Genomic DNA, 22347 nt, shown 5'->3' on the forward strand with positions numbered 1-22347 from the left:
AGTCCGGAGGGGCGCACCCGTGACGTACAGCCCCGCGCAGCGGAAAACAGCCCGCCGCCAGGCGACACGGCGGGAAAGCCAAAAACGTGGGAAGGCAGCCAAACGCAGTGATGCTCACCATCGACGTCGGCACCACGGTGATCAAGTCCGTCGTCTTCGACGACCACGGCGCCGAGATCGCCGTCGCCCGGCACGCCACCGAGGTGCTGCGCCCGCACCCCGGCTGGGCCGAACAGGACATGGACGCCGTCTGGGACGCCGTCGTCCGTACGGTCCGCACTGTGCTGGACGGGCTGGCCGACCCGGTGTGGCTGGTGTCCTTCACCGCCCAGGGCGACGGCTCCTGGCTCGTCGACGACCGCGGCCGCCCCACCGGACCCGCCATCCTGTGGTCCGACGGCCGCGCCGGGGACCTGCTCACCGCCTGGCGGCGGGACGGCGTCCTGGAGGCGGCCTTCCGCCGCAACGGCTCGCTGACCTGTGCCGGGATGCCCAACGCGCTGTTCAGCTGGCTCGCCGCGCACGATCCGGACCGGCTGGCCCGCTCCGCCACCTCGCTCACCGCCGCCGGCTGGCTCTTCCTGCGCCTCACCGGAGTCCGCGCCAGCGATGAATCGGACGCCTCCGCCCCGTTCCTCGACCACACCACCGGCGACTACGACCCGTACATCCTCGAACTGTTCGGCCTCACCCCGTACCGGCGGCTGCTGCCCACCGTCCTGGGCGAGGAGCAGCGGATCGCCGAGATCACCGGCACCGCCGCAGCGGAGCTCGGGCTGCCGGCCGGGCTCCCGGTGGTGATGGCGCCCTACGACATCGCCGCCACGGCCCGCGGTGTCGGCGTGGTCAACCCCGGCCAGGCCTGTGGCATCCTCGGCACCACGCTCTGCACCGAGATCGTCCGTACGGAGATCGACACCACCGGCGAGCCGGCCGGTGTCAACATCGCCTACCGCGGGCGGGAGCGGGTGCTGCGCGCCTTCCCCACCCTCAACGGCGCCGAGGTGCTCGGCTGGGCGGCGCGGCTGCTGCACCTGCCGGGCCCGCCGGAGCTGGCGCGGCTGGCCTTCGAGTCCGAACCGGGTGCCCGGGGCCTGATGTTCCTGCCGTACCTCTCCCCGGCGGGCGAGCGCGCCCCCTTCCTCGACCCGGCCGCCCGCGGCTCCTTCTGGGGGCTGTCCCTGGAGCACACCCCCGCCGACCTGGCGCGCGCGGTCTTCGACGGGCTCTCGCTGGTCCTGCGGGACTCGCTGGCCGCCGCCCGTACGGACATCAGCGAACTGCGGCTGTGCGGCGGCGGTGCCAACAGCGACGCCTGGTGCGCACTGATCGCGGATGCGACGGGCCTGCCCACCGCCCGCTCCGGCGACACCGAACTGGGCGCCAAGGGCGCCTTCCTCACCGGCCTGGTCCGCACCGGCGCCGAGTCCAGCATGCACCGGGCCGCCGACAAGTACGTCCGGATGCAGCGCGGTTGGGAGCCCGATTCGGAGCGTGCGGCGTTCTATGCCGCGCGTTACGAGGACTTCCTCCGGTGGCGCGGGCTCGCCCGGGAGGCGGGCTGGCGCCCCGGCGCCGCCACCGGTCCCGCCGTCCCCACCCCTGGAGGCACCCTTGTCTGACCTGCACCGCCCCGGCCCCGCCGCTCCCGCCCCCGACGGCGTCTGGCTCGGCCTGGACCTCGGCACCCAGAGCGCACGCTGCGCCGCCGTCGACGGCACCGGACAGGTGCTCGCCACCGCCGCCCGTCCGCTGACCAGCCGGCGCGACGGCAACCGGCACGAACAGGACCCCGAGGAGTGGTGGCGCGCGCTCGCCGCCGCCTGCCGGGACGCCCTCGCGGACGTCGACCCGCGGCGGATCCGCGGACTCGCCGTCGACGGCACCTCCGGGACGATCCTGCTCGCCGACGCCCACGGCACCCCGCTCACCCCGGGGCTCATGTACGACGACGGGCGCGCCGCCGAGCAGGCCACCGCCGTCAACACCGCCGGGGCCGCGGTCTGGCAGGAGCTGGGCTACCGCAGCATGCAGCCGTCCTGGGCGCTGCCCAAGCTCGTCTCGGTGCTCGCCGGCGCCGCACGCCTCCCGGCCGGGGCCCGGCTGCTGCACCAGACCGACCTGATCACCTGGCGGCTGGCGGGCCGTCAGGTCGCCGCCGACGCCGGCCACGCCCTCAAGACCGGCTACCACCTCGTAGAGGAGCGCTGGCCCGACCGGGTGATGGTCGAACTCGGCGTCCCCGAGGGGATGCTGCCCGAGGTGGTGCGTCCGGGCAGCGTGCTCGGCAGTGTGTGTGCGGAGGCCGCCGGGGCCACCGGCATCCCGGAGGGGACCGCGATCGTCGCCGGGACGACCGACGGCTGTGCCGCGCAGATCGGCGCCGGGGCGCTCGCACCGGGCGCCTGGAACTCGGTGCTGGGCACCACCCTCGTCCTCAAGGGCAGCAGCCCGCACCTGGTCCGCGACCCGGCGGGCGTCGTCTACTGCCACCGCGGCCCCGGCGACAGCTGGCTGCCGGGAGGCGCGTCCAGCAGCGGCGCCGGTGTCCTCGCCCGGCGCTTCCCCGGCGCCGACCTGGACGCGCTCACTGCCCGGGCCGCGGCCCTGGACCCGGACGCGGTCGCCTATCCGCTGGTCGCCGGCGGCGGCGAACGCTTCCCGTTCCGCGCCCCCGACGCCGAACCCTTCCTGCTCGGCCATGCCCCCACCCGCGCCGCCGAGTTCCACGCCTGCCTGCTCGGCGTCGCCTGCCTCGAACGGCTCTGCTTCGACTACCTCGACCACCTGGGCGCACCCGTCGGCGGCCCGCTCACCCTCACCGGCGGCGGCGCCCGCAACGCCTACTGGTGCCAGCTGCGCGCCGACGTCCTCGGGCGTCCCGTACGGCTGCCCGCCCAGGCCGAGGGCGCCATCGGCATGGCGGTCCTGGCCGCCACCTCCTCCGGCGTCGGCCTCCAGGAGGCGGCCGCCGCCATGGTCCGGACCGACCGGGAGCTGACGCCCGGGCCGGAGCGCACCGCCCGCTGGGCCCCCGTCTACCTCCGCTTCATCGACGAACTCACCCGCCGCGGCTGGCTCGGCCGGGCAGTGGCCGACCACGCCCGCAGGAGGGCAGCACAGTGACCGACTTCATCCTGGTACGTCATGGCGAGACCATCTGGCACGCGGAGAACCGCTACGCCGGCCGCACGGACGTGCCGCTCACCGAGCACGGCCGCGCCCAGGCCGCCGCCCTCGCCACCTGGGCCGCCGGCGCCGGTCTCACCGCCGTCCGGAGCTCTCCGCTCTCCCGGGCCCGGCTCACCGCCGCGCCCGCCGCCGCGGCCTGCGGCCTGATCCCGCGCGTCGACGAGCGGCTCTACGAGGTCGACTTCGGCCAGGGCGAGGGGCTGACCAGGGACGAGATGCGGGCACGCTTCCCCGAGCGGCTGGCCGCCTTCCTCGCCGACCCGGTGGACGACCACCTGCCCGGCGGCGAACACCCCCGGCACGCCGCCGCACGCGCCGCCGACTGCCTCGCCGACATCGCCCGTGAACAGCCGCACGGCCGGGTCCTGCTGGTCGCGCACTCCACCCTCCTCCGGGTCCTGCTCTGCCATCTGCTGGACATCCCGCTCGCCGGCTACCGCCGGGTCTTCCCCGAGCTGCGCAACGGCGCGCTCACCGAGATCCGCGTCGAGCACGGCCGGACCGCGCTCCTCACCTTCAACGCCCCGGCCACCTCCGCGCTCCACTGACCGCACCACCCCCTCAGGAGAAAGCCCCGCCATGACCACCACCGTCCTCGCCGCCGGCAACCACTTCATCCGCCCCGGCCTGTTCACCGAGGCCGTGCGCGCGGCCGCCGGGAACACCCCGCTGGACATCCGCGAGCTCCGGTTCGACTGGCCCCACACCGCCTTCGGCCCGGTCGCCGAGGTCATCGAGGCCTCCGGCAGTGAGGAGCAGATGATCGAGGCCCTGCGGGGCGTCGAGATCTGCGTCACCGAGCACGGCCCGCTCACCGAACGCGTCCTCGCCCATGCGCCCGGCCTGAAGCTCTTCTGCACCAGCCGCGGCGGGCCGGTCAACGCCAACCTCGAAGCCGCCACCCGGTACGGCGTCCCGGTCTGCTACGCCCCCGGCCGGAACGCCACCGCCACCGCCGAGCACACCCTCACCCTGCTGCTCGCCGCGGCCCGCGGTGTCGGCGACACCCACGCCGATCTGCGCCGCGGCAACTGGCGCGGCGACTACTACGACTACGACAACTGCGGCATCGAGATCGACGGCACCACCGTCGGCCTGATCGGCTTCGGCGCCATCGGCAGCCGGGTCGCCGGGGTGCTGGCCGCGATGGGCGCCCAGGTCCTCGTCCACGACCCGTACGTGCGCCCCGAGGCGCTGGCGGGCCGCGCCGAACAGGTCCCGCTCGACGAGCTGCTGAGCCGCTCCCGCATCGTCTCGCTGCACGCCCGGGTGACCGAGGAGACCATGGGCATGATCGGCCGCGATCAGATCGCCGCCCTGCCGCGCGGCGCGATCCTGGTCAACTGCGCCCGCGGCGCGCTGCTCGACTACGACGCGGTCTGCGACGCTCTGGACTCCGGACACCTGGCCGGTGCCGGTTTCGACGTCTTCCCCGAGGAGCCCCTGCCCGCCGGGTCCCGGCTGCTGACCGCCCCCGGTGTCGTCCTCACCCCGCACATCGCCGGCGGCAGCCGGCAGGTCGCGCACAAGGCGGCGGCGATGGCCGCCGCCGAGGTGGGCCGCTATCTGCGCGGGGAACCGCTGGTCCACTGCGCCAACCCGGAAGTGCTGAGGTAGGCCGTTCCGCCCGGCCGGTGTCCGCGCACGACGGAGGCCACCACCGTACGGTGGTGGCCTCCGTCGTGTCGCCGTCGGGTCCGCCCGTGAGGGCCGCGGTCAGCGCCGGCGGACCAGCGGGAAGGGCAGCGTCTCGCGGATCGACAGGCCGGTCAGGAACATCACCAGCCGGTCCACGCCGATGCCCAGACCACCGGTCGGCGGCATCGCGTACTCCAGGGCCTGGAGGAAGTCCTCGTCCAGCTCCATCGCCTCCGGGTCACCGCCGGCCGCCAGCAGCGACTGCGCGGTGAGCCGGCGGCGCTGCTCGACCGGGTCGGTCAGCTCCGAGTAGGCGGTGCCCAGTTCGGTGCCGAACGCGACCAGGTCCCAGCGCTCGGCGAGCCGCGGGTCCTTGCGGTGCTGCCGGGTCAGCGGCGAGACATCGGTGGGGAAGTCCTTGTAGAAGGTGGGCAGCGTGGTCTTCTCCTCGACCAGCCGCTCGTACATCTCCAGCACGATGTCGCCGCGGCCCATGTCCGGCCGGACCGGCACCGCCGACGCCTGGCACAGCCGGCGCAGCGCATCCGGGCCGGTGTCCGCGTCGACCTCCTCGCCGAGCGCCTCGGAGATCGCCCCGTAGACGGTCTTGACCGGCCAGATCCCCGAGATGTCGTGCTCGACCAGCCGCCCGTTGGCGTCCGCCTTGCGGGCGGTGGCGCTGCCGAACGCGGAGATCGCCGCGCCCTGGATCAGCTCCCGGGTCAGGTCGAGCATCACGTCGTAGTCGGCGAACGCCTGGTACGCCTCCAGCATCGTGAACTCGGGGTTGTGCTTGTAGGAGATGCCCTCGTTGCGGAAGGTCCGCCCCATCTCGAAGACCTTCTCCATACCGCCCACGCACAGCCGCTTGAGGTACAGCTCCGGTGCGATGCGCAGGTACAGGTCGAGGTCGTAGGCGTTGATGTGGGTGTGGAACGGGCGGGCGTTGGCGCCACCGTGGATCTGCTGCAGCATCGGGGTCTCGACCTCGAGGTAGCCGCGGTCGATCAGCCCCTGGCGCAGCGCCTGCACGGCCGTGCTGCGGGCCCGCAGGTTGTCCCGGGCGTCCGTCGAGACGACCAGGTCCACATAGCGCTGGCGGACCTTGGCCTCCGGGTCGGACAGGCCGCGCCGCTTGTCCGGCAGCGGGCGCAGGCACTTGGCCGTCAGCCGCCACTGCGAGACGAACACGGTCAGCTCACCGCGGTCACTGGTGCCGACCTCGCCCTCGGCCTCGACGTGGTCACCGAGGTCGACGTCCGACCCGAAGCGGGCCAGCAGCCCGGGGCCGCTGTCGTCCCGGGTCAACGCGATCTGCAGATCGCCCGACCAGTCCCGGAGCACCGCGAAGAGCACCCCGCCGTGGTCCCGGGTGAGCAGCACCCGGCCGGCGATGCTGACGGTCTTGCCGGTACGCGTCCCCGGCTCCAGGTCCGGGTGGTCCTCGCGGACCTCGCCCAGGGTGTGGGTACGCTCCACGCCCACCGGATACGGGTCGGTGCCCGCCGCGCGCAGCCGCTCCAGCTTGCGGTGGCGCACCCGTACCTGCTCGGGCAGCGCCGCCAGCTCCTGCTCGCGCAGCTCCTCCTCGGTGGCCGGTGCCGCCCGCACCAGGCCGAGTTCGTCGAGCGACGGCAGACCGGCCGTGCTCGCCGGCGCCAGCATCTTCCGCTTCCGGTGGCCCTTGCCCCACAGCTGGCCCAGGCTCGGTACGGCCACGAAGCCCTCGGCGATACCGGAGCCCAGGGCGATCCGGGCCAGGGCGCCGGCGTCCGCGTAGCACAGGAACCGCGGGTACCACTCGGGGTTGTACTTGGCGTTGGAGCGGTAGAGCGCCTCCAGCTGCCACCACTTGGAGAAGAAGAGCAGCAGCCGGCGCCAGACCTTCAGCACCGGACCGGCGCCGATCCGGGCGCCCTCCTCGAAGGCGGCACGGAACACCGCGAAGTTCAGCGAGATCCGCCGCACCCCGAACGCCCCGGCCTGGGCGCAGAGCCGGGCCACCATGAACTCCATGACGCCGTTGGGCGCACTGCGGTCACGGCGCATCACATCGAGCGAGATGCCGTCCTTGCCCCAGGGGACGAAGGAGAGGAGCGCGATCATGTTGCCGTCGCTGTCGAACGCCTCGGCCAGCAGGCACTCCCCGTCCTCCGGGTCGCCCAGCCGGTCCAGCGCCATCGAGAAGCCGCGCTCGGTCTCGGTGTCCCGCCAGGCGTCCGCGCGGTGGATGACCTCCTGCATCTCCTCGTCGGTCAGCGCGGAGTGGCGCCGTACGCGGAAGGTCGCGCCGGCCCGCTCGACCCGGTTGACGGCCTGGCGGGTGACCCGCATCTCCCGGCCGTCCAGGTCGAAGTCCTTCACGTGCAGGATCGCTTCGTCGCCGAGCTGCAGCGCCCCCAGCCCGCAGCGGGCGAACGCCTTGGCGCCGCTCTCGCTGGCGCCCATCACGGCCGGCTGCCACCCGTAGCGTCCGGCGACCTCCAGCCACGCCTCGATCGCCTGCGTCCACGCCTCGCGGTCACCGACCGGGTCACCGCTGGCCAGGCAGACCCCGGCCTCGACGCGGTACGTGACGGCGGCCTTGCCGCTGGGGGAGAAGACCACGGCCTTGTCGCGGCGGGTGGCGAAGTAGCCGAGCGAGTCCTGGCTGCCGTAACGGTCCAGCAGCGCCCGGATCCGGGCCTCCTCGTCGCCGTGCAGCGCGGCCTCCATGCGCTGCGAGCGGAACAGCGTGAGCGCGGCGTTCAGCAGCGCCAGCAGACCCAGCAGACCCAGGACGGTGCCGATCCAGTGCGGCGGATGGCCTTCGAACTCGTGGTTGCTGACCAGCCCGCCGAAGACACTGTTGGCGGCCCACAGCAGCCGGTCGCCGCCGCCGGCCTTCAAGGTGCCCGGCACCATTGCCACCAGACCCCAGCCGAGCAGCACCGCCGCGGCCAGTCCGCCGGCCAGTACCCCGATGGCCCGCAGGAACGCGCCGCGCCGGGTGATCGCGTAGAACTCGCGGTGCGAGACCAGCAGCAGCACCACCAGACCGGTGTTCAGCACCAGCGAGAAGGTGTACTCGCGGTACCCGTCGGCCAGGAACAGCGCGTCCGCCAGGATGACCAGTGCCATGTAGGCCACCAGGACCCACAGCGCCACGCGTTTGCGGGCGGTCAGCGCCGCGGCGAGGAGGAAGCAGAACGCCGCGTAGGCGAAGTTGGACGCCACCACGATGGTGAGCGTGTCCAGCCAGTAGGTCACCGGGTGGAGTGCGCGCCGGAGGGGCCCGATCAGCGCCGTCAGGGCGCAGTAGAGCCCCAGCGTGCTGAAGATGATGGCGAAGCCGTTGGGGATACGGCGCTGGAAGCGCCGCCACCCCGTGAGTTGATCCTGGTCCTGCACGGTGCTCATTCCGTCACACTAGGGTCTGAAAGGGGTCAGCTGCTCGACGTGAGGGCGCTGTTTTGCCGGGGAAGGGACCGACTGACAATCCGGTCTCCGATCCCGGTGTTCCGGTCGTCGCTCCCTCGTAGGGAGGACGATCGTACGGATGACGCGGTGACCTGGGTCCGGTCGCCCTCGGGGACCTTGCCACAATCCCGCGTCGCGGCCGAGTCGGGGCAACTCCGGCCGATGAGGAAATTGAGGTGGTAATCCTTCGCGAAGTAGCGGCCGCCCCCGGAGTCCACCCCGTTGAGGTCCGCCCGCAGCGTGAGCCTCGTGCCCGGTTTCGACGGCTTCGCGGGCCGCCAGTCCACCCGGTCCTTGCCGCTGTCGTCCCTGACCCAGGCCCACGCGCCGGTCACCCGGTCGTCGGCGGTGAGTGTCAGGCGCCGCTCCACCGTGGCCCGGTCGGTCACCGGGAAGTCGAAGGTGATCGTGATCGGCCGGTCGGGGGCGATCACCGCGCCCTGCGAGCCGGGGTGGATGACCAGCTTGTTCAGCTTCTGCGCCTTCGCCGTGATCACCGACTCCTTGATCGCGCCGAGGCTGCCGCGCGGGTCCTTCGTTCGGGCGACGACGGAGTACTTGGTGTCCGGTGCGGCCTTCGCGCTGGACGTCCAGAGGGTGCCGTCGTCGCCGAGCCCGCCCGGCAGCTGCCGGCCCTGGGGGTCGGTGACCGTCACCGCGGTCAGCACCCCGCCCTCGGCGGTCACCGTGAGGTTGTCGCCGGCCTGGACGGTCCGGGTCCCGCTCGCCGCGCCCAGCACCACCTTCACCTGGCCGGTGGCGGACGCCGCCGACGCGCCGCCCCCGCAGGCGGTGAGCGCCGCGATCCCGATCACCGGTATCAGGGCGAGCGCGGCACGCGCCGGCCGGGGAGGCCGGCGGCGGGGGGCGGGGGTCTGGCTCATAGACGGCTTTCCGTGTGGCGCGGGGGAGGGCGGCGATGTCGGCCGCTAAGACGGATGATTCGCACGCTCCGTTGCGAGGAGTGATGTGATCCACGTCACGTTGAAGGGGTGTGGTGTGGCCGGTGACGCGCAGTGAACCCCCAAATGGAGCATAAGCAGCGAACAAGCCATACATCGATATACGCCAAAATGGCCACCCATTGCCGTCCGTTCGGGCGGCGGTTGAGGAGGAGTGCGTCCCGTGGCTGTTTCAATCTCGGTCGTGCTGCTGCTGGTGATCCTGACGGCGATCTTCCTGCGCAGCGGAAAACTCAAGGTCTCGCACGCCCTGGTGTGCGCGCTGCTCGGCTTCTACCTGGCGAGCAGCAGCCTCGCCCCGGACATCCACCAGGGGCTGGCCGGTGCCGCCAAGATGGTGAGCAGCGTCCGCCCGTGACCGGGCCGTGGCCCCTCAGGTCCGTGCGTCCTCGAGCGCTCCCCCGAGGGAGAAGACGCCGACGGCATTGGCCACCGGCCGCTCCGCCCCGCCCGACGGATGGTTGCGGACCGTGATCCCGCCGACGTCCCCGTCGTAGGTCACCAGCGTCGAGGACCCGCCACCGTCCAGATTCACCGCGTCCCGCGCGCCCAGCTCGTCCATCAGCAGTGCGAGCTCCCGTACCGTCAGCCCGGTCCGGCCCTGGCCGGGCTGCCCGTCCAGCGCCAGCAGGTACAGCACCCGGCCGTCGTCCCCGATCCCCGCGGACGTCCGCACGGCCACCGCGACGGTGTCCAGCCCCGCCACCGGCTCGGCGTCCCGCACGATCGGGAAGCCGCCGACCGCGAACCGCAGCGGGGCCTGCCCCCGGCCGACGAGCCGGTAGCCGACCCGCACCCGCTCGCCGACGCGCAGTGCGCGCAGCTGCCGGGCGCCCTCCTCCCGGCCCACCAGCACCACGTTCCCCCGGGCCACCCCGCCGGAGCCCGGCAGGTCGCCGACCGCCACCACCCGGCCGTACCGGACCGTCACCTCCGCGGTGTCCGGGCTGCACGGCGCCGCCCGGTCGGTGTCCGTACCGCACGTGGCACGCATCCGGGACGCCGGGCCCCACTGCGGGGTGTACGCACCGATGCCGTCCACGGGCAGCGCGTACTGGTTCAGCCCGCTCAGCGGCAGCAGGCCGCCCGGGACCAGCACCACGCCGCGCAGCGTCAGCCGGTCCAGCCGGGCCCGGTGGTCCGCACCGACGCCGATGACATCCTCCGTGGTCGCGCCGGGCGGCATGACCGGCCCGAACCGCTGCCCATCGGGCACCGCGCCCTTCAGCTGCCGCCCCGACGCCACCGCCGGGCCCACCGACGCGCCGGTCGCCGCCACACCCGGGTGCTGGCGCTCGTCGATGTGGAAAAAGTCGCCGTTCACGGCCGCCACCGCACCGCCCGCCGCCGCCAGGACGGACACCGGTGAGCGCGCACCGACCGCGCCCGGATACAGCAGGTCCACCGCGACCCGCGGATCGGTGAGATCGACCGTCAGCAGATGCCCGTGCACGATGCCGCGCGGCACCGTCATCAGGAATTCGCCGTACGTCACGCCGGGCGCCACCGCCACGGCGTCCGAGCGGTGCAGGGCGGAGGCCGCGGCGGCCGGCGCCCCGCCGGCCGTCCCGGCACCGGCCAGCACCATCCACGCCACCCATACCGTCAGTGCCGCACGAACCCGACCGCCACGCCGCTTCACGAGCCCCCCTGACCTCACGCCAACTGCCCGGTTTTCCCGGGAAGTTCATCCGCGCGGTGCGCGCGCGTCGTTCACTGTCCCGCGTTCATGTGGCGGGGAGGTGCCGGACGTCTGTCCACCCGTGGAACGCGGTGGTGCCACCGGGCGCCCTCGCACACCACGGGCCACCGGCGCGGCCCGTCACCTCCGGCGGCCCGCCCGCTCCCGTGCGCTGCCGGCGGGCGGCGCATCGAACACGTCGAGCTCGGTGTCCATTTCGAACTGCCAGGAGACCTCGCGGACCAGCTGCAGATAGCGTGCCCAGTCCCAGAACTCGCCCGGGTCGGTGTGGGTGCTGCCGGGGACCTCGACGTGGCCGATGATGTGCTCGCGGTCCTTGGGGATCCCGTAGCGGTCGCAGATGGCGGCGGTGAGCCGGGCGGAACGCCGGTAGAGCCGCTTGGTGAACCACGTCGGGTCATCGATCCACCCCTCGTGCTCGATGCCGATACTGCGGGTGTTGTAGCCCCAGTTGCCGGCGTGCCAGGCGACGTCCCGTTCCCGGACGCACTGGGCGATGTGGCCGTCGGCGGACCGTACGACGTAGTGGGCGCTCGCCCGGTGTGCAGGGTTCCGGAACAGCCGGAGGGTGTCCCGGTAGGTCTCCTGCGTCACATGCACCACGACCTTCTCGATCGGGTGCTGTTTCGGGCGGTTGGCGGCGGTGTAGTTGGACGGGCTCGCCGGGATCCACTGGACGTGGGGGTAGGCGTCGCCGCCGCGCGGCCGCCGCTGCGGAGCGGCAGCGGCCGAGGCGGTGAGGGGGGTGAGTGCGGCGGAGGCGGCCAGCACGGCGGCGCCGGTGATCAGGCTCCGGCGGGCCGGGTGGGGGTGGGAAGGAGCCATCGGTCTCCTAGCGAGGGACATACCGGTTTCCACCGGTTTGCTTCCCTGGCTTATGGTATTTTAATCCCCCCTCATGAGGGGTCCGTTCGGGCTGGGCCGCGACTTTTCCGGATATCGCCCTGATGGGCCGTCACCCAGCCGCCGGGCCCGCCGCCCTGACGGCGCATCGCGGACGTGGCGCCCGGATGACGGCCCGGCATGTCAGCGGCCGACCTCCACATTTTCCAGGATGCCCAGTGCGTCCGGCACCAGCACGGCCGCCGAGTAGTAGGCGCTGACCAGGTACTTGATGACCGCCTGGTCATTGATGCCCATGAAGCGCACCGAGAGCCCCGGCCGGTACTCGTCCGGGATGCCGGTCTGGTGCAGCCCGATGACGCCCTGGTTCTCCTCGCCGACCCGCAGCGCCAGGATCGAGCTGGTCTGGTCCGCGGTGACCGGGATCTTGTTGCACGGCAGCAGCGGGATGCCCCGCCAGGCCCGTACCGTGGCACCCTCGCACTCCACGGTGCTCGGGTAGACGCCCCGGGCGTTCCACTCCCGTCCGATCGCCGCGATGGTGCGTGGATGTGCCAGCAGGAACTGCGTCTTGCGGCGCCGGGAGATCAGCTCGTCGAGGTCGTCGGGGGTGGGCGGGCCGCTGCGGGTGTGGATGCGCTGCTTGAGGTCGGCGTTGTGCAGCAGCCCGAACTCGGGATTGTTGATCATCTCGTGTTCCTGACGCTCGCGCAGCGCCTCCACGGTCAGCCGGAGCTGCTGGTCCAGCTGGTTCATCGGGCCGTTGTAGAGGTCCGCGACCCGCGAGTGCACCTTGAGCACGGTCTGCGCGACGCTGAGTTCGTACTCCCGTGGTGTCAGGTCGTAATCGGCGAAGGTGCCCGGCAGGACCGGTTCGCCGACGTGCCCCGCGGCCAGTTCGATCGCTGCCTCGCCGTACTTGTTCTGCGCCGGTACCAGCGCCGTCGCCGTACGGAATTCCTCGATGTGCGTCCGCAGGGAGTCGCTCTCGCCGAGCGCCGCTTCGAAGTCGCTGCGGTAGAGGGTCAGCGCCGTCACCCGGGTCACCGCCCGTACGGAGTGCTCCCACTCCGCGTCGGACGACAGCAGCGCCGCCGCGCCGATGGCGTCACCGTCGGCCAGCGTCCCCAGGGACGTTTCTTCGCCGTACCTGCCGGTGCCGGTGCGGTCCAGCTTGCCGTGCGCGATCAGGATGACCCGGTCCGTGGGCCCGCCCGCCCGGACCAGTACATCGCCGGGGGCGAACTCCCGCTGGACGAAACGGCCGGCCAGGGCCTCCAGCGCCGAGGCGTCGTCGTAGCCGCGCAGCGGCGCCAGTTCCCGCAACTGTGCCGGGATGACCCGGACTTCGGAACCGGTCGAGAAGAACTCGATCCGGCCGTCGCCGAGGGTATGGGTGAGCCGGCGGTTGACGCGGTACGTACCGCCGGAGACCTGGGTCCAGGGCAGGACGCGCAGCAGCCAGCGGGAGGAGATCCCCTGCATCTGCGGCACGGTCTTGGTCGTGGTCGCCAGTTTGCGGGCGGCCGAGGTGTCCAGGCTGGAACGGTTCTGCGCGATCCCGGGGTGCGGGACGGACGTCGGGTCCACCGATGTGGTCATGCGGGAGGCTCACCTGTTCTGTCGGTGTTGCGGTGCGTGGTGCGGGCGGTACGTGCTGCCGAGGCGCCGGCTCACTGCCCGATCTGTACGTCTTCGAGAATTCCCAGCGCGTCGGGCACGAGAACGGCCGCCGAAAAGTAGGCACTGACGAGGTATTTGACGATCGCCCGGTCATCGATTCCCATATAGCGCACCGAGAGACCCGGCTCGTATTCATCGGGAATTCCGGTCTGGTGCAGACCGACCACGCCCTGGCTCTCCTCGCCGGTACGGAGCAGCAGAATCGAGCTGGTCCGCTCTTTCGTCACCGGAATCTTGTTGCACGGGAAGATCGGCACCCCGCGCCAGGACGGCAGTGAATGCCCCATGAAATCCACCGCGGTCGGATACAGTCCGCGCACACTGCACTCCCGGCCGATCGCGGCGATCGTCTGCGGGTGGGCCAGCAGGAAGCCCGGGTCCTTCCAGACCGTCGCGAGCAGCTCGTCGAGGTCGTCGGGGGTGGGCGGGCCGCTGCGGGCGTGGACGCGCTGCCGGAGGTCGGCATGGTGCAGCAGCCCGAACTCGGGGTTGTTGATCAGCTCGTGCTCCTGGCGCTCGCGCAGTGCCTGGATGGTGAGCTTCAGCTGCTCCTCGACCTGGTTCATCGGGTCGTTGTAGAGGTCGCCGACCCGGCTGTGGGTGCGCAGGACGGTCTGCGCGACGCCGAGTTCGTACTCCCGCGGCGTCGCGTCGTAGTCGACGAAGGTGCCGGGCAGAGACGGTTCGCCGCGGTGGCCGGAGGCGACCTCGACCGCCGACTCGCCGGCCTCGTTCGCCCGGCGTGCGGTCGCGTTCCGCTCGACCGACGCCAGATGCTCGCGCAGCCCGGGGGAGCGGTCGATGATCTCCCGGGCGGTCTGCCGGGACAGCGACAGCACGGTCACCCGGGTCACCGCGCGATAGCTGAACGGCCAGGTCCCCCCGGTGGCGGTGAGCGGGCCGTCGCCCAGGTGGTCACCGCCGGCCAGTGCGGTGACGGTGGTCTCCTCGTCGTACCTGCCGGCGCCGATACGGTCCACCCGGCCGTGCACGATCAGCACCAGCCGGTCGTCCGGCGTACCGGCCTCGGCGATCAGCTCGCCGGGCGCGTACTCGTGCTGGGTGAACCGCCGGCCGAGTGCCGCGAGCACCTCGGTGTCGGTGAAGTCCCGCAGGGCGCGCAGTTCCCGTAGCTCGTCCGGGATGACCGAGGCGTCGGTGCCGTTGATATCGAAGTCGATACGCCCGTCACCCACGGTGTAGGCCAGCCGGCGGTTCACCCGGTACGTGCCACCGGACACCTGTACCCAGGGCAGCAGCCGCAGCAGCCAGCGGGACGTGATGCCCTGCATCTGCGGCGGGGTCTTGGTGGTGGTCGCCAAATTCCGTGCGGCGGTGGTGCTCAGACTGGAATTCTGGAATTCTTCCGCACTGCCGGGCAGCGATTCATCGGTAATGGTCACAATGCGGCCCATCTCCTCGAAGGTGCATATCGGCCTGCGTGCCCGGAAACCCCTGGATCGGCAAAGTTCCGCGGCAGCCGAACTGACCGTAGTGGCACTCTTTTTATCGACACAATCGCTCGATGGAGTGGCATGGAGATAATATCCCGCGGATAGGTTTAGCGGAATCAGGGATGGGGAGAGTGTGCCGGGGAACGGGGCCGGCCGCCGGGCCACGGCATCCGCCCGCACGCAGCCCGACGGCACCGCGGTCACCGCCGTAGCAGCGCCGCCCCGTCGGTGAGCGTCGCCGCCAGCCGCTCCCAGGCCGCCCCGTCCCGCTCCACGGGCTCGTACTCCTCGCCCCGCGCGGTGCCCCAGCGGCGCGCCACCGCCGCCGGGTCCTCGCCCAGCAGCAGCCCCGCCGCCTGCGCGGCCGCACCGAGCGCCACCAGCTCCTGGGCCCCGGGCACCACCACCGGGCGGCCGGACAGCCGGCGCACGGTCTCCCGCCAGGCCGTCCCCCTCGCCCCGCCGCCGATCAGCAGCAGTGGCGCGTCGGCCGGGGCGCCCTCGTCCAGCACCCGCTCCAAGGCCTCCAGCAGCGCGAACACCGCCCCGTCGTACGCGGCCTGGAGCACCTGGCCGGCCGTGGTGTCGTGCCGCAGCCCGTGGACCAGCCCCGAGGCCCGGGGCAGGTTCGGGGTCCGTTCACCGTCGAGGAACGGCAGCATCACCACCGCGCCACCCGCCTCCACGGCCTCACGGTCGCGGCCGAGCAGCGCCGCCACCCGGTCCACGGCGAGCGTGCAGTTCAGCGTGCAGGCCAGCGGCAGCCAGTCGCCCCGGGCATCGGCGAAGCCGGCGACGGTGCCGGTCGGGTCGGCGGGCCGGAGCGTGGAGACCGCGTACACCGTCCCCGAGGTGCCCAGGCTCAGCACCGGCTGCCCCGGGCGCAGCCCCAGACCGAGCGCCGCCGCCATGTTGTCGCCGGTGCCCGCGGCCACCAGCGCGCCCTTCGGCAGCGGCAGCTCGTCGGCGTGTACGGTCCCGGCCGCCTCGCCCGGCCGCGCGACCGGGGGCAGCGCCGCGGGGCCGAGCCCGACGTGTGCCAGGACCTCTGTGTCGTAGGACTCGGTGGCGGACGCCCACCAGCCGGTCCCCGACGCATCGCCGCGATCGGTGACGGCCTCGCCGGTCAGCCGCTCGGTGAGGTAGTCGTGCGGCAGCCGGACCGCGGCGGTGGCGTCGGCCGCCGCCGGTTCGTTCGCCCGCAGCCAGGCCCACTTGGCAACCGTGAACGCCGGCCGCGGCACGCTCCCGATCCGTTCCGCCCAGGCCTGAGGACCGCCCAGCTCCGCGATCAGCCGCTCGCTCTGGGGAGCGGGCCTGACGTCGTTCCACAGCATGGCCGGGCGGACCGGCGTACCGGCCGTGTCCAGCACGACCAGCCCGTGCTGCTGCCCGGCGACGGATACCGCCGAGACCTGCCGCACCGCGTCCCCGCACCGCGCCAGCGCCTCCCCCAGCGCCCGCCACCACTGCCGGGGGTCGGTCTCCTTGGCCTCGCCGCCGCTGACCGGGTGGGGCGCCTGTCCCCGGGCGATGACCGCACCGGTCTCCGCGTCGACGCCCAGTGCCTTGGTGGACTGTGTCGAGCTGTCCACGCCGACGACGAGCGGTCCGGCTGCCTGTGCGCCCATCGTGCACTCTCCCTCGGCGGCCGGTGTCCATGGTCGGTGCCCCGGGGGATCCCGGGTGCGCTGCCGCGTAGTAGTGGTGACCGCGACGGATATTAGTGGTGAACCGGGGGCGGGCCGGGGAACACCGGGAACTTCCGGGGCCGTAGGGTGTCCGGCGGCCTGTTGTCACCGGTGCCCGCAGGACAGGCCGGTGCCATCGGGCCGACAACAGTGCCCATAGGACGGACATTTCAGACGTGAAATGTTCCAGCTTGGTCACCAAGTCCCGCCGAGCCCGTCACCACGTCCCGCCGAGCCCAGTGAAGAAGCGATCATTTCCGCCATGAGCTTTCCTCCGCCCCCGCCGCCCCACCAGCCGAACCAGCCGCCCCACAACGCTCCGGGCGGCTTCGGCCCGCCGGCCGGCGGCTTCGGTCCGCCCCCGGGCGGCGGCCAGGCGCCCGGAGGATTCGGCCCGCCCGCCGGCGGCTACGGTCCGCCGGGACCGGGCGGACCCGCCGGCCCCGGCGGCCCCGGTGGCTGGCAGCAGCCGCCGGCCGGTCCGCCCGGCGGAGGCGGCAACGGCAAGATCATCGCGGCGATCATCGGCGGCGGCGCGGTGGTCCTGGCCGCCGTCATCACCGTCATCGTGATGGTCAACAGCGGCGACGACACCACCCACCGCGCCCAGCCGCCGTCCGGTGCGAGCGCCGCCGCGAGCGCGTCCGCCACGCCCTCCGCCTCCCCCTCGTCCTCGGAGTCGTCCGCCGGCCGCCCCGGGGAGAGCAGTGGGCCGACGCCCTCCAGCAGCACGATCCCCTTCTCCCGGCTGCGGGTGGGCGACTGTTTCGACCTCCCGGTGGGCGGCCGCGGCCACAACACGTCGGCGTCCTGCAACGGCCCGCACGACGCCGAGGTCGTCGCCACCCGCCGGCTGGATCCCGGTCTGACGACCGAGTCCGAGATCAAGAGCAAGGCGTCGTCGCTGTGCCGCGGCGAACTGGAGCGCAAGGCGGCCCGGCAGCCCGCGGGGACCGCCGAGGGCAGCTACGTCCAGTTCCCGACCCTCGACGGCTACAAGTTCGGCGTCAGGTCCGTCAGCTGCAGTCTGCTGGCCGAGCGGACCGGCACCAAGAAGCTGACCAAGCCGCTGTCCTGAGCCGGACGGCCGGCACGGCCGCCGCGCTCGGCCGGTCAGGACGGGCGGCCCCGACCGCCGAATGCGTCGGGGCCGCCCCCGGCCGACGGCCGGCGCGCCGGTGCCGCACCGCCGTGGGCCCCGTCGTCCGCCCCGCCCGCCCCGGCCCCCGCCGGATCCAGCACCCGGGCCAGAAAGGTCCGGGTCCGCTCGTGCCGCGGGGCTCCCACCACCTGCTCCGGCGTGCCCTCCTCGACGATCACTCCGCCGTCCATGAACACCACCCGGTCGGCCACCTCCCGCGCGAAGCTCATCTCATGGGTGACGACCAGCATCGTCATCCCGTCCCGGGCCAGCCCGCGCATCACCGCCAGGACGTCGCCGACCAGTTCGGGATCGAGGGCCGAGGTCGGCTCGTCGAACAGCATCAGCTCGGGGTCCATGGACAGCGCACGGGCGATCGCCACCCGCTGCTGCTGCCCGCCGGACAACTGCGCCGGATAGGCCGGTGCCTTGTCGCCCAGTCCGACCCGCGCCAGGTTGGCACGGGCGATCCGCACCGCCTCGGCGCGGTCGCGGCGCAGTACCCGCCGCTGGGCGATCGTGAGGTTCTCCAGTGCGGTCAGATGCGGAAAGAGGTTGAAGGCCTGGAAGACCATCCCGATCCGCCGCCGGACCCGGTCGATGTCCACATCGGGATCGGTGACCTCGGTGCCGGCCACCGTGACGCGGCCCGCGCTCGGCTCCTCCAGCAGATTCACACAGCGCAGCAGCGTCGACTTGCCGGAACCCGACGGGCCGATGACGCACACCACCTCACCGCGCGCCACCGAGAAGTCGATCCCGCGCAGTACCTCCAGTTCGCCGAAGGCCTTGCGCAGGCCCCGTACCTCGATGGCCGGTGCGTCCCCGGCGGCCGCCTTGCCCGCCTTGCCCGTCTCCATCCCGGTCACCTCGCCTTCGCGGTACGTGCTTCCAGCCGCCGGACCAGCTGGCCCAGCGGGAGGGTGATCACGAGGTAGAGCAGCCCGGCGATCAGGATCGGCGTCAGGCTCTTGTGCTCATTGAGCGCGTCCCGGCCGAAGTTGGCCAGCTCGAACTGGTGGAGCGCCAGACCCAGCAGATACACCAGCGACGAATCCTTGGTGAGCAGGATCAGTTCATTGGTCAGCGGCGGCAGCACAATACGGAAGGCCTGCGGAATGACGATCGACACCATGGCGCGACCGTGCGACATACCCAGCGAACGTGCCGCTTCCAGCTGCCCCTTGGGCACCGCCTGAATTCCGGCGCGAATCGTCTCCGCCATATACGCCGCGCCCACCAGCCCGAGCGAGAGCATCACGGTGACATCCATGTCGAGCGCGACTTCGAATGCCAGCGGAACACCGAAGCCCAGCGCGATGAACACCAGCAGTGCGGGAACTCCGCGGAAGAACTCGATATAGGTGACGGCGATCCAGCGGTACGGGGGCACCGACGACAGCCGCATCAGGGCCAGCACCAGCCCCAGCGCCAGGCCGAACCCGAAGCCGAGCAGGGTGTAGCGGACGGTATTGACCAGGGCCGTGGTGATGACGTCGGGGAAGAGGGCCTTGGCGACCTCGATGTCGAAGAACGCGGTCCGCAGCCGGTGCCAGTCGGCGACCAGCGCCAACGCCACCACGGCGATGACCAGAACGCCGTACTGCACGCCGCGGAACAACCGCGCGCGCTGTCGTCTGGAGAGCGGCATGGGTACCGGCCTCAGCTCTGCGGAGCGGAGCCGAACCACTTCTTGTAGAGCCGATCGTAACTCCCGTCGGCTCTGGCCTTCTTGAGGACCTCGTTGATCTTCTTGCGCAGTGCGTCATTGCCCGTGCGGACACCGAAGCCATACCGCTCACCGGTGTCGAACTCCGCCGCGACCGCGGTGTCCGGGTTCTCCTTCACATAGTCGAGCAGGACGCCGTTGTCATTGATGCCGGCCTCGACCTGGCCGGATTTGACCGCGGTCAGCAGCAGCCCCAGGTCCTCGAACTCCACCAGTTCGACACCCTGGCCGTGCTTCTTGGCGTAGACGCCGCCGGTGGTGGCCTTCTGATATCCGAGCTTCCTGCCCTTGAGGTCCTCGATTTTCCGGTAATTCCTGCCCGGCTTCGTCAACAGCGCCTGGGTCGCGTCGAAGTACGGATCGGAGAAGTCCATCACCTTGTCGCGGGCGGGCGTGATCGTCATTCCCGCGGCGGCCAGATCGCATTTGCGGATGGTGAAGTCCTGGCCGGTCTCGATGCCCTCGAAGGGGGTGTTGACGATCTCCTGCCCGACGCCCAGATCCTTGGCGACCAGGTCGACCAGGTCCACGTCGAACCCGACGACCTTGCCGCCCTTCTTCACCTGGAACGGCGCGTACGGAAGGTGGGTGCAGGTCTTGAGCGTTCCGGCGGCGACCAGTTCCGGTTCGCCGGAACCTTTCTTCCCGGCAGAGGTGGTGGCGCTGCACCCCGCCAGGACGGTGAGAGCCGTGGCGACGGCTATGACGGGCAACGCGGAGCGAGCGGACACTGGCCCTCCAGGACAGGACGACGATCGGCCGAAGCCGTACATCAAGATCAACCAAGCCGTGCGTGCTGCGAGTTGGCTGCATCCTGCCACTGGCCAGGGGCGTTGACTCCGACCTGTCGGTTGCGTCTGTGTAACGCCTCGTACCCGCGTACGGCCTGTGTGCCGGTCCCGGCCCCGTTTCCCGGGGGCCCGTCAGCGTCCGAGGACGGCCGCGATCTCCGCGATGACCTCCGGACCCACCCGGCAGCAGCCGCCGATGAGCCGGGCGCCGTCCGCGGCCCAGCCCGCCACCCGGTCCGCGCTGAACGCCGGGCTGCCACACCACGCCCGGGCCCGCGCATCCCAGCGCTCCCCGCTGTTCGGGTAGACCACCACCGGTTTGCCGGTGACCTCTGCCGCCAGGCGCACCGCCCGGTCCGCGTCCTGCGGTGCGCAGCAGTTCACCCCCACCGCGATGACCTCGTCCGCCTCCGCCGCCGGCGCGAACGCCTCCGCCAGCGGCTGCCCGGCCCGGGTGCGGTCGCCCGCGATGCTGTACGACAGATACGCCGGCACGCCGAGTCCGCGCACCGCCCGCAGCAGCGCCCGCGCCTCATCGGCGTCCGGCACCGTCTCCAGCGCCAGCACATCCGGGCGCGCCGCGGCCAGCACCTCCAGGCGCGGCCGGTGGAACCGCTCCAGCTCCGCCACCGGCAGGCCGTACCGGCCGCGGTACTCGGAGCCGTCCGCCAGCATCGCCCCGTAGGGCCCCGCCGAGGCGGCGACGTACAACGGGCCGGCGGCCCCGCCCGCCCGCGCCCGCCGGGCCGCCTCCCGCGCCAGCTCCACGCTCCGGCCGAGCAGCGCCGCGGCCTCCTCCGCGCGGATACCGTGCCGCGCGAAGCCCTCGAACGTCGCCTGATAGCCGGCGGTGATCGCGACCCGCGCCCCCGCCTCGTAGTACGCCAGATGCGCCTGGACGAGGGCCTCAGGGTCCTCGGCCAGCAGCCGGGCGGACCACAGCGCGTCGCCCAGGTCGTGTCCGGCGGCCTCCAGTTGATTGGACAGCCCGCCGTCGAGGACGACCGGGCCGGCGGCGAGGGCGTCGGCGAGCGCGGGCCGGGCGGGGGAGGGCAGGGTGCCGGTCATGCGTGAACCTCTCGTCCCGGACGGCCCCGCCGCCGACTGCCCGGGGATCTCCCTACCGGGCGGCGGGCTCGCCGGCCGGCACCGCCTGGATGTCCATTTCGATACGCATCGTAGCGCCGATGGCCGCGATACCCCGGCTCAGCAGCTTGTGGTAGTCCAGTGTGAAGTCCTGGCGGTGCAACTCGGTCGTCGCCGTGCACGCCGTGCGGGTCTCGCCGAACATACCGGTGCCGAGGCCGAGGTAGCGGGTGTCCAGCTGGACGGTGCGGCTGACGCCGTGCAGATGCAGCACGCCCTGCACCGACCAGCGGTTGCCGCCCTTGTGCACGAAGCGTTCGCTGACGAACTGGATGGCGGGGTAGGCGGCGACGTCGAGGAAGTCCGCGGAGCGGAGGTGCTCGTCGCGCATCTTCACGCCCGAGTCGATGCTGGCCGCGTCGATGTTCACCTCGACCCGGGAGTCCGCCATCCGCTCGCCGATCCACAGCGCGCCCTCGAAGCGGTTGAACCGGCCGTGGATCTCGGCCATCCCGATGTGCCGGGCGCTGAAGCGGATGGACGTGTGGTCCGGGTCGATCCGCCACTGCCCCGGCCCGGGTGCCGGCGGCGCGGGCGCCAGATCCAGTGCGACCGGCCGCAGCGGGGTCCGTTCCCCCTGGAGGACCTGGCACGGCACACGCTGCGGCTGAAAGCCATCGGCGGTGACGACGAGCTGGTACTCACCGGGCATCAGGGTGGCGCCGAACATGCCGTGGGGGTCGGTCTGGCCGCGCATCACCTCCTGCCCCTCCTGGTCGCGGACGGCTATCTCGGCGCCGGTCATCGGCAGGCCGACGGGGTCGTGGACGGTCAGGTCCACGGCACCGGCACCGCGGGGTACGGGGAGCCGGGTGCCGCGGAGCGCGCGGTCGCGGCGGCGGAGCAGGAACGCGAACGCCATATGCAGAACGGGCCTCTCGGTCAGTTGGGACAACAGGTACATCCTGCCATTGGT

18 protein-coding genes are annotated in these 22347 nt (G+C 72.4%); 6 read left to right on the forward strand and 12 right to left on the reverse strand.

Annotated features, from left to right (window positions below; translation table 11 throughout):
- Positions 1-110 precede the first annotated feature (110 nt).
- Genes AZE13_RS21410 through AZE13_RS21425 form a run of 4 tightly spaced genes read left to right on the forward strand, consistent with a single transcriptional unit; the run spans position 111 to position 4809 of the window.
- Positions 111-1622, forward strand: coding sequence for an FGGY-family carbohydrate kinase (locus tag AZE13_RS21410; RefSeq protein WP_066934284.1), 1512 nt, complete (start codon positions 111-113; stop codon positions 1620-1622).
- Positions 1615-3126: an FGGY-family carbohydrate kinase gene (locus AZE13_RS21415; RefSeq protein ID WP_066934287.1), complete on the forward strand. Its 1512-nt coding sequence runs from the start codon at positions 1615-1617 to the stop codon at positions 3124-3126. The genes AZE13_RS21410 and AZE13_RS21415 overlap by 8 nt, the downstream gene beginning before the upstream one ends.
- Positions 3123-3740 carry a histidine phosphatase family protein gene (locus tag AZE13_RS21420; protein ID WP_066934289.1) on the forward strand — a complete coding sequence of 206 codons (618 nt, stop codon included), beginning with the start codon at positions 3123-3125 and terminating at the stop codon, positions 3738-3740. Before AZE13_RS21415 ends, AZE13_RS21420 begins: the two co-directional genes overlap by 4 nt.
- A 31-nt stretch (positions 3741-3771) precedes the next feature.
- Positions 3772-4809, forward strand: a complete 1038-nt coding sequence (locus AZE13_RS21425; protein ID WP_066934292.1) for a 2-hydroxyacid dehydrogenase — start codon at positions 3772-3774, stop codon at positions 4807-4809.
- A gap of 99 nt (positions 4810-4908) precedes the next feature.
- Here AZE13_RS21425 and lysX read toward each other — a convergent pair whose 3' ends face one another.
- On the reverse strand, positions 4909-8229 hold the full coding sequence (gene lysX / locus AZE13_RS21430) for a bifunctional lysylphosphatidylglycerol synthetase/lysine--tRNA ligase LysX (protein WP_066934295.1): 3321 nt from the start codon (positions 8227-8229) through the stop codon (positions 4909-4911).
- A 26-nt stretch (positions 8230-8255) separates the two neighbouring features.
- Entirely contained in the window at positions 8256-9173 is a 918-nt protein-coding gene (locus AZE13_RS21435; protein ID WP_066934299.1) for an Ig-like domain-containing protein, read from the reverse strand.
- 241 nt (positions 9174-9414) lie between these two features.
- Between AZE13_RS21435 and AZE13_RS21440 the strand changes: the two genes are divergently transcribed.
- Positions 9415-9609: a hypothetical protein gene (locus tag AZE13_RS21440; protein ID WP_066934301.1), complete on the forward strand. Its 195-nt coding sequence runs from the start codon at positions 9415-9417 to the stop codon at positions 9607-9609.
- Between the two features lie 15 nt (positions 9610-9624).
- Here AZE13_RS21440 and AZE13_RS21445 read toward each other — a convergent pair whose 3' ends face one another.
- The 5 genes from AZE13_RS21445 to xylB all read right to left on the reverse strand — a co-directional run bounded on the left by AZE13_RS21445 (position 9625) and on the right by xylB (position 16564).
- The gene (locus AZE13_RS21445; protein ID WP_066934541.1) at positions 9625-10839 is read right to left on the reverse strand and encodes a phosphodiester glycosidase family protein; all 1215 of its coding nucleotides are present in this window, start codon (positions 10837-10839) and stop codon (positions 9625-9627) included.
- 234 nt (positions 10840-11073) lie between these two features.
- Positions 11074-11778, reverse strand: a complete 705-nt coding sequence (locus tag AZE13_RS21450; RefSeq protein WP_079124221.1) for an N-acetylmuramoyl-L-alanine amidase — start codon at positions 11776-11778, stop codon at positions 11074-11076.
- 201 nt (positions 11779-11979) lie between these two features.
- The gene (locus AZE13_RS21455; RefSeq protein ID WP_066934304.1) at positions 11980-13398 is read right to left on the reverse strand and encodes a family 2B encapsulin nanocompartment shell protein; all 1419 of its coding nucleotides are present in this window, start codon (positions 13396-13398) and stop codon (positions 11980-11982) included.
- A 71-nt stretch (positions 13399-13469) separates the two neighbouring features.
- Entirely contained in the window at positions 13470-14885 is a 1416-nt protein-coding gene (locus tag AZE13_RS21460; protein WP_066934544.1) for a family 2B encapsulin nanocompartment shell protein, read from the reverse strand.
- A gap of 248 nt (positions 14886-15133) precedes the next feature.
- Positions 15134-16564 (reverse strand): xylulokinase, encoded by a 1431-nt coding sequence (gene xylB, locus AZE13_RS21465; protein WP_066934307.1) that lies wholly within the window; start codon positions 16562-16564, stop codon positions 15134-15136.
- A 322-nt stretch (positions 16565-16886) separates the two neighbouring features.
- Here xylB and AZE13_RS36990 point away from each other — a divergent pair, with 322 nt between their 5' ends.
- On the forward strand, positions 16887-17702 hold the full coding sequence (locus AZE13_RS36990) for a hypothetical protein (protein ID WP_066934311.1): 816 nt from the start codon (positions 16887-16889) through the stop codon (positions 17700-17702).
- A 35-nt stretch (positions 17703-17737) separates the two neighbouring features.
- Here the strand turns inward: AZE13_RS36990 and AZE13_RS21475 are convergent, their stop codons facing one another.
- The 5 genes from AZE13_RS21475 to AZE13_RS21495 form a co-directional block, all read right to left on the reverse strand.
- A complete protein-coding gene (locus tag AZE13_RS21475; protein WP_079124225.1) occupies positions 17738-18625 on the reverse strand; it encodes an amino acid ABC transporter ATP-binding protein in 888 nt (295 codons plus the stop codon).
- Between the two features lie 5 nt (positions 18626-18630).
- Positions 18631-19416 carry an amino acid ABC transporter permease gene (locus tag AZE13_RS21480; protein WP_066934313.1) on the reverse strand — a complete coding sequence of 262 codons (786 nt, stop codon included), beginning with the start codon at positions 19414-19416 and terminating at the stop codon, positions 18631-18633.
- A gap of 11 nt (positions 19417-19427) precedes the next feature.
- Complete coding sequence (locus tag AZE13_RS21485; RefSeq protein WP_066934316.1) at positions 19428-20225, reverse strand: transporter substrate-binding domain-containing protein; 798 nt, start codon at positions 20223-20225, stop codon at positions 19428-19430.
- A gap of 192 nt (positions 20226-20417) precedes the next feature.
- Entirely contained in the window at positions 20418-21353 is a 936-nt protein-coding gene (gene mmuM / locus AZE13_RS37560; protein ID WP_066934319.1) for a homocysteine S-methyltransferase, read from the reverse strand.
- Positions 21354-21405: 52 nt separating this feature from the next.
- Positions 21406-22293 (reverse strand): YceI family protein, encoded by an 888-nt coding sequence (locus AZE13_RS21495; protein ID WP_066934547.1) that lies wholly within the window; start codon positions 22291-22293, stop codon positions 21406-21408.
- Between the last annotated feature and the right edge of the window lie 54 nt (positions 22294-22347).

It is taken from the genome of Streptomyces sp. NBRC 110611, assembly GCF_001590865.1.
Taxonomy (GTDB): Bacteria; Actinomycetota; Actinomycetes; order Streptomycetales; family Streptomycetaceae; genus Streptomyces.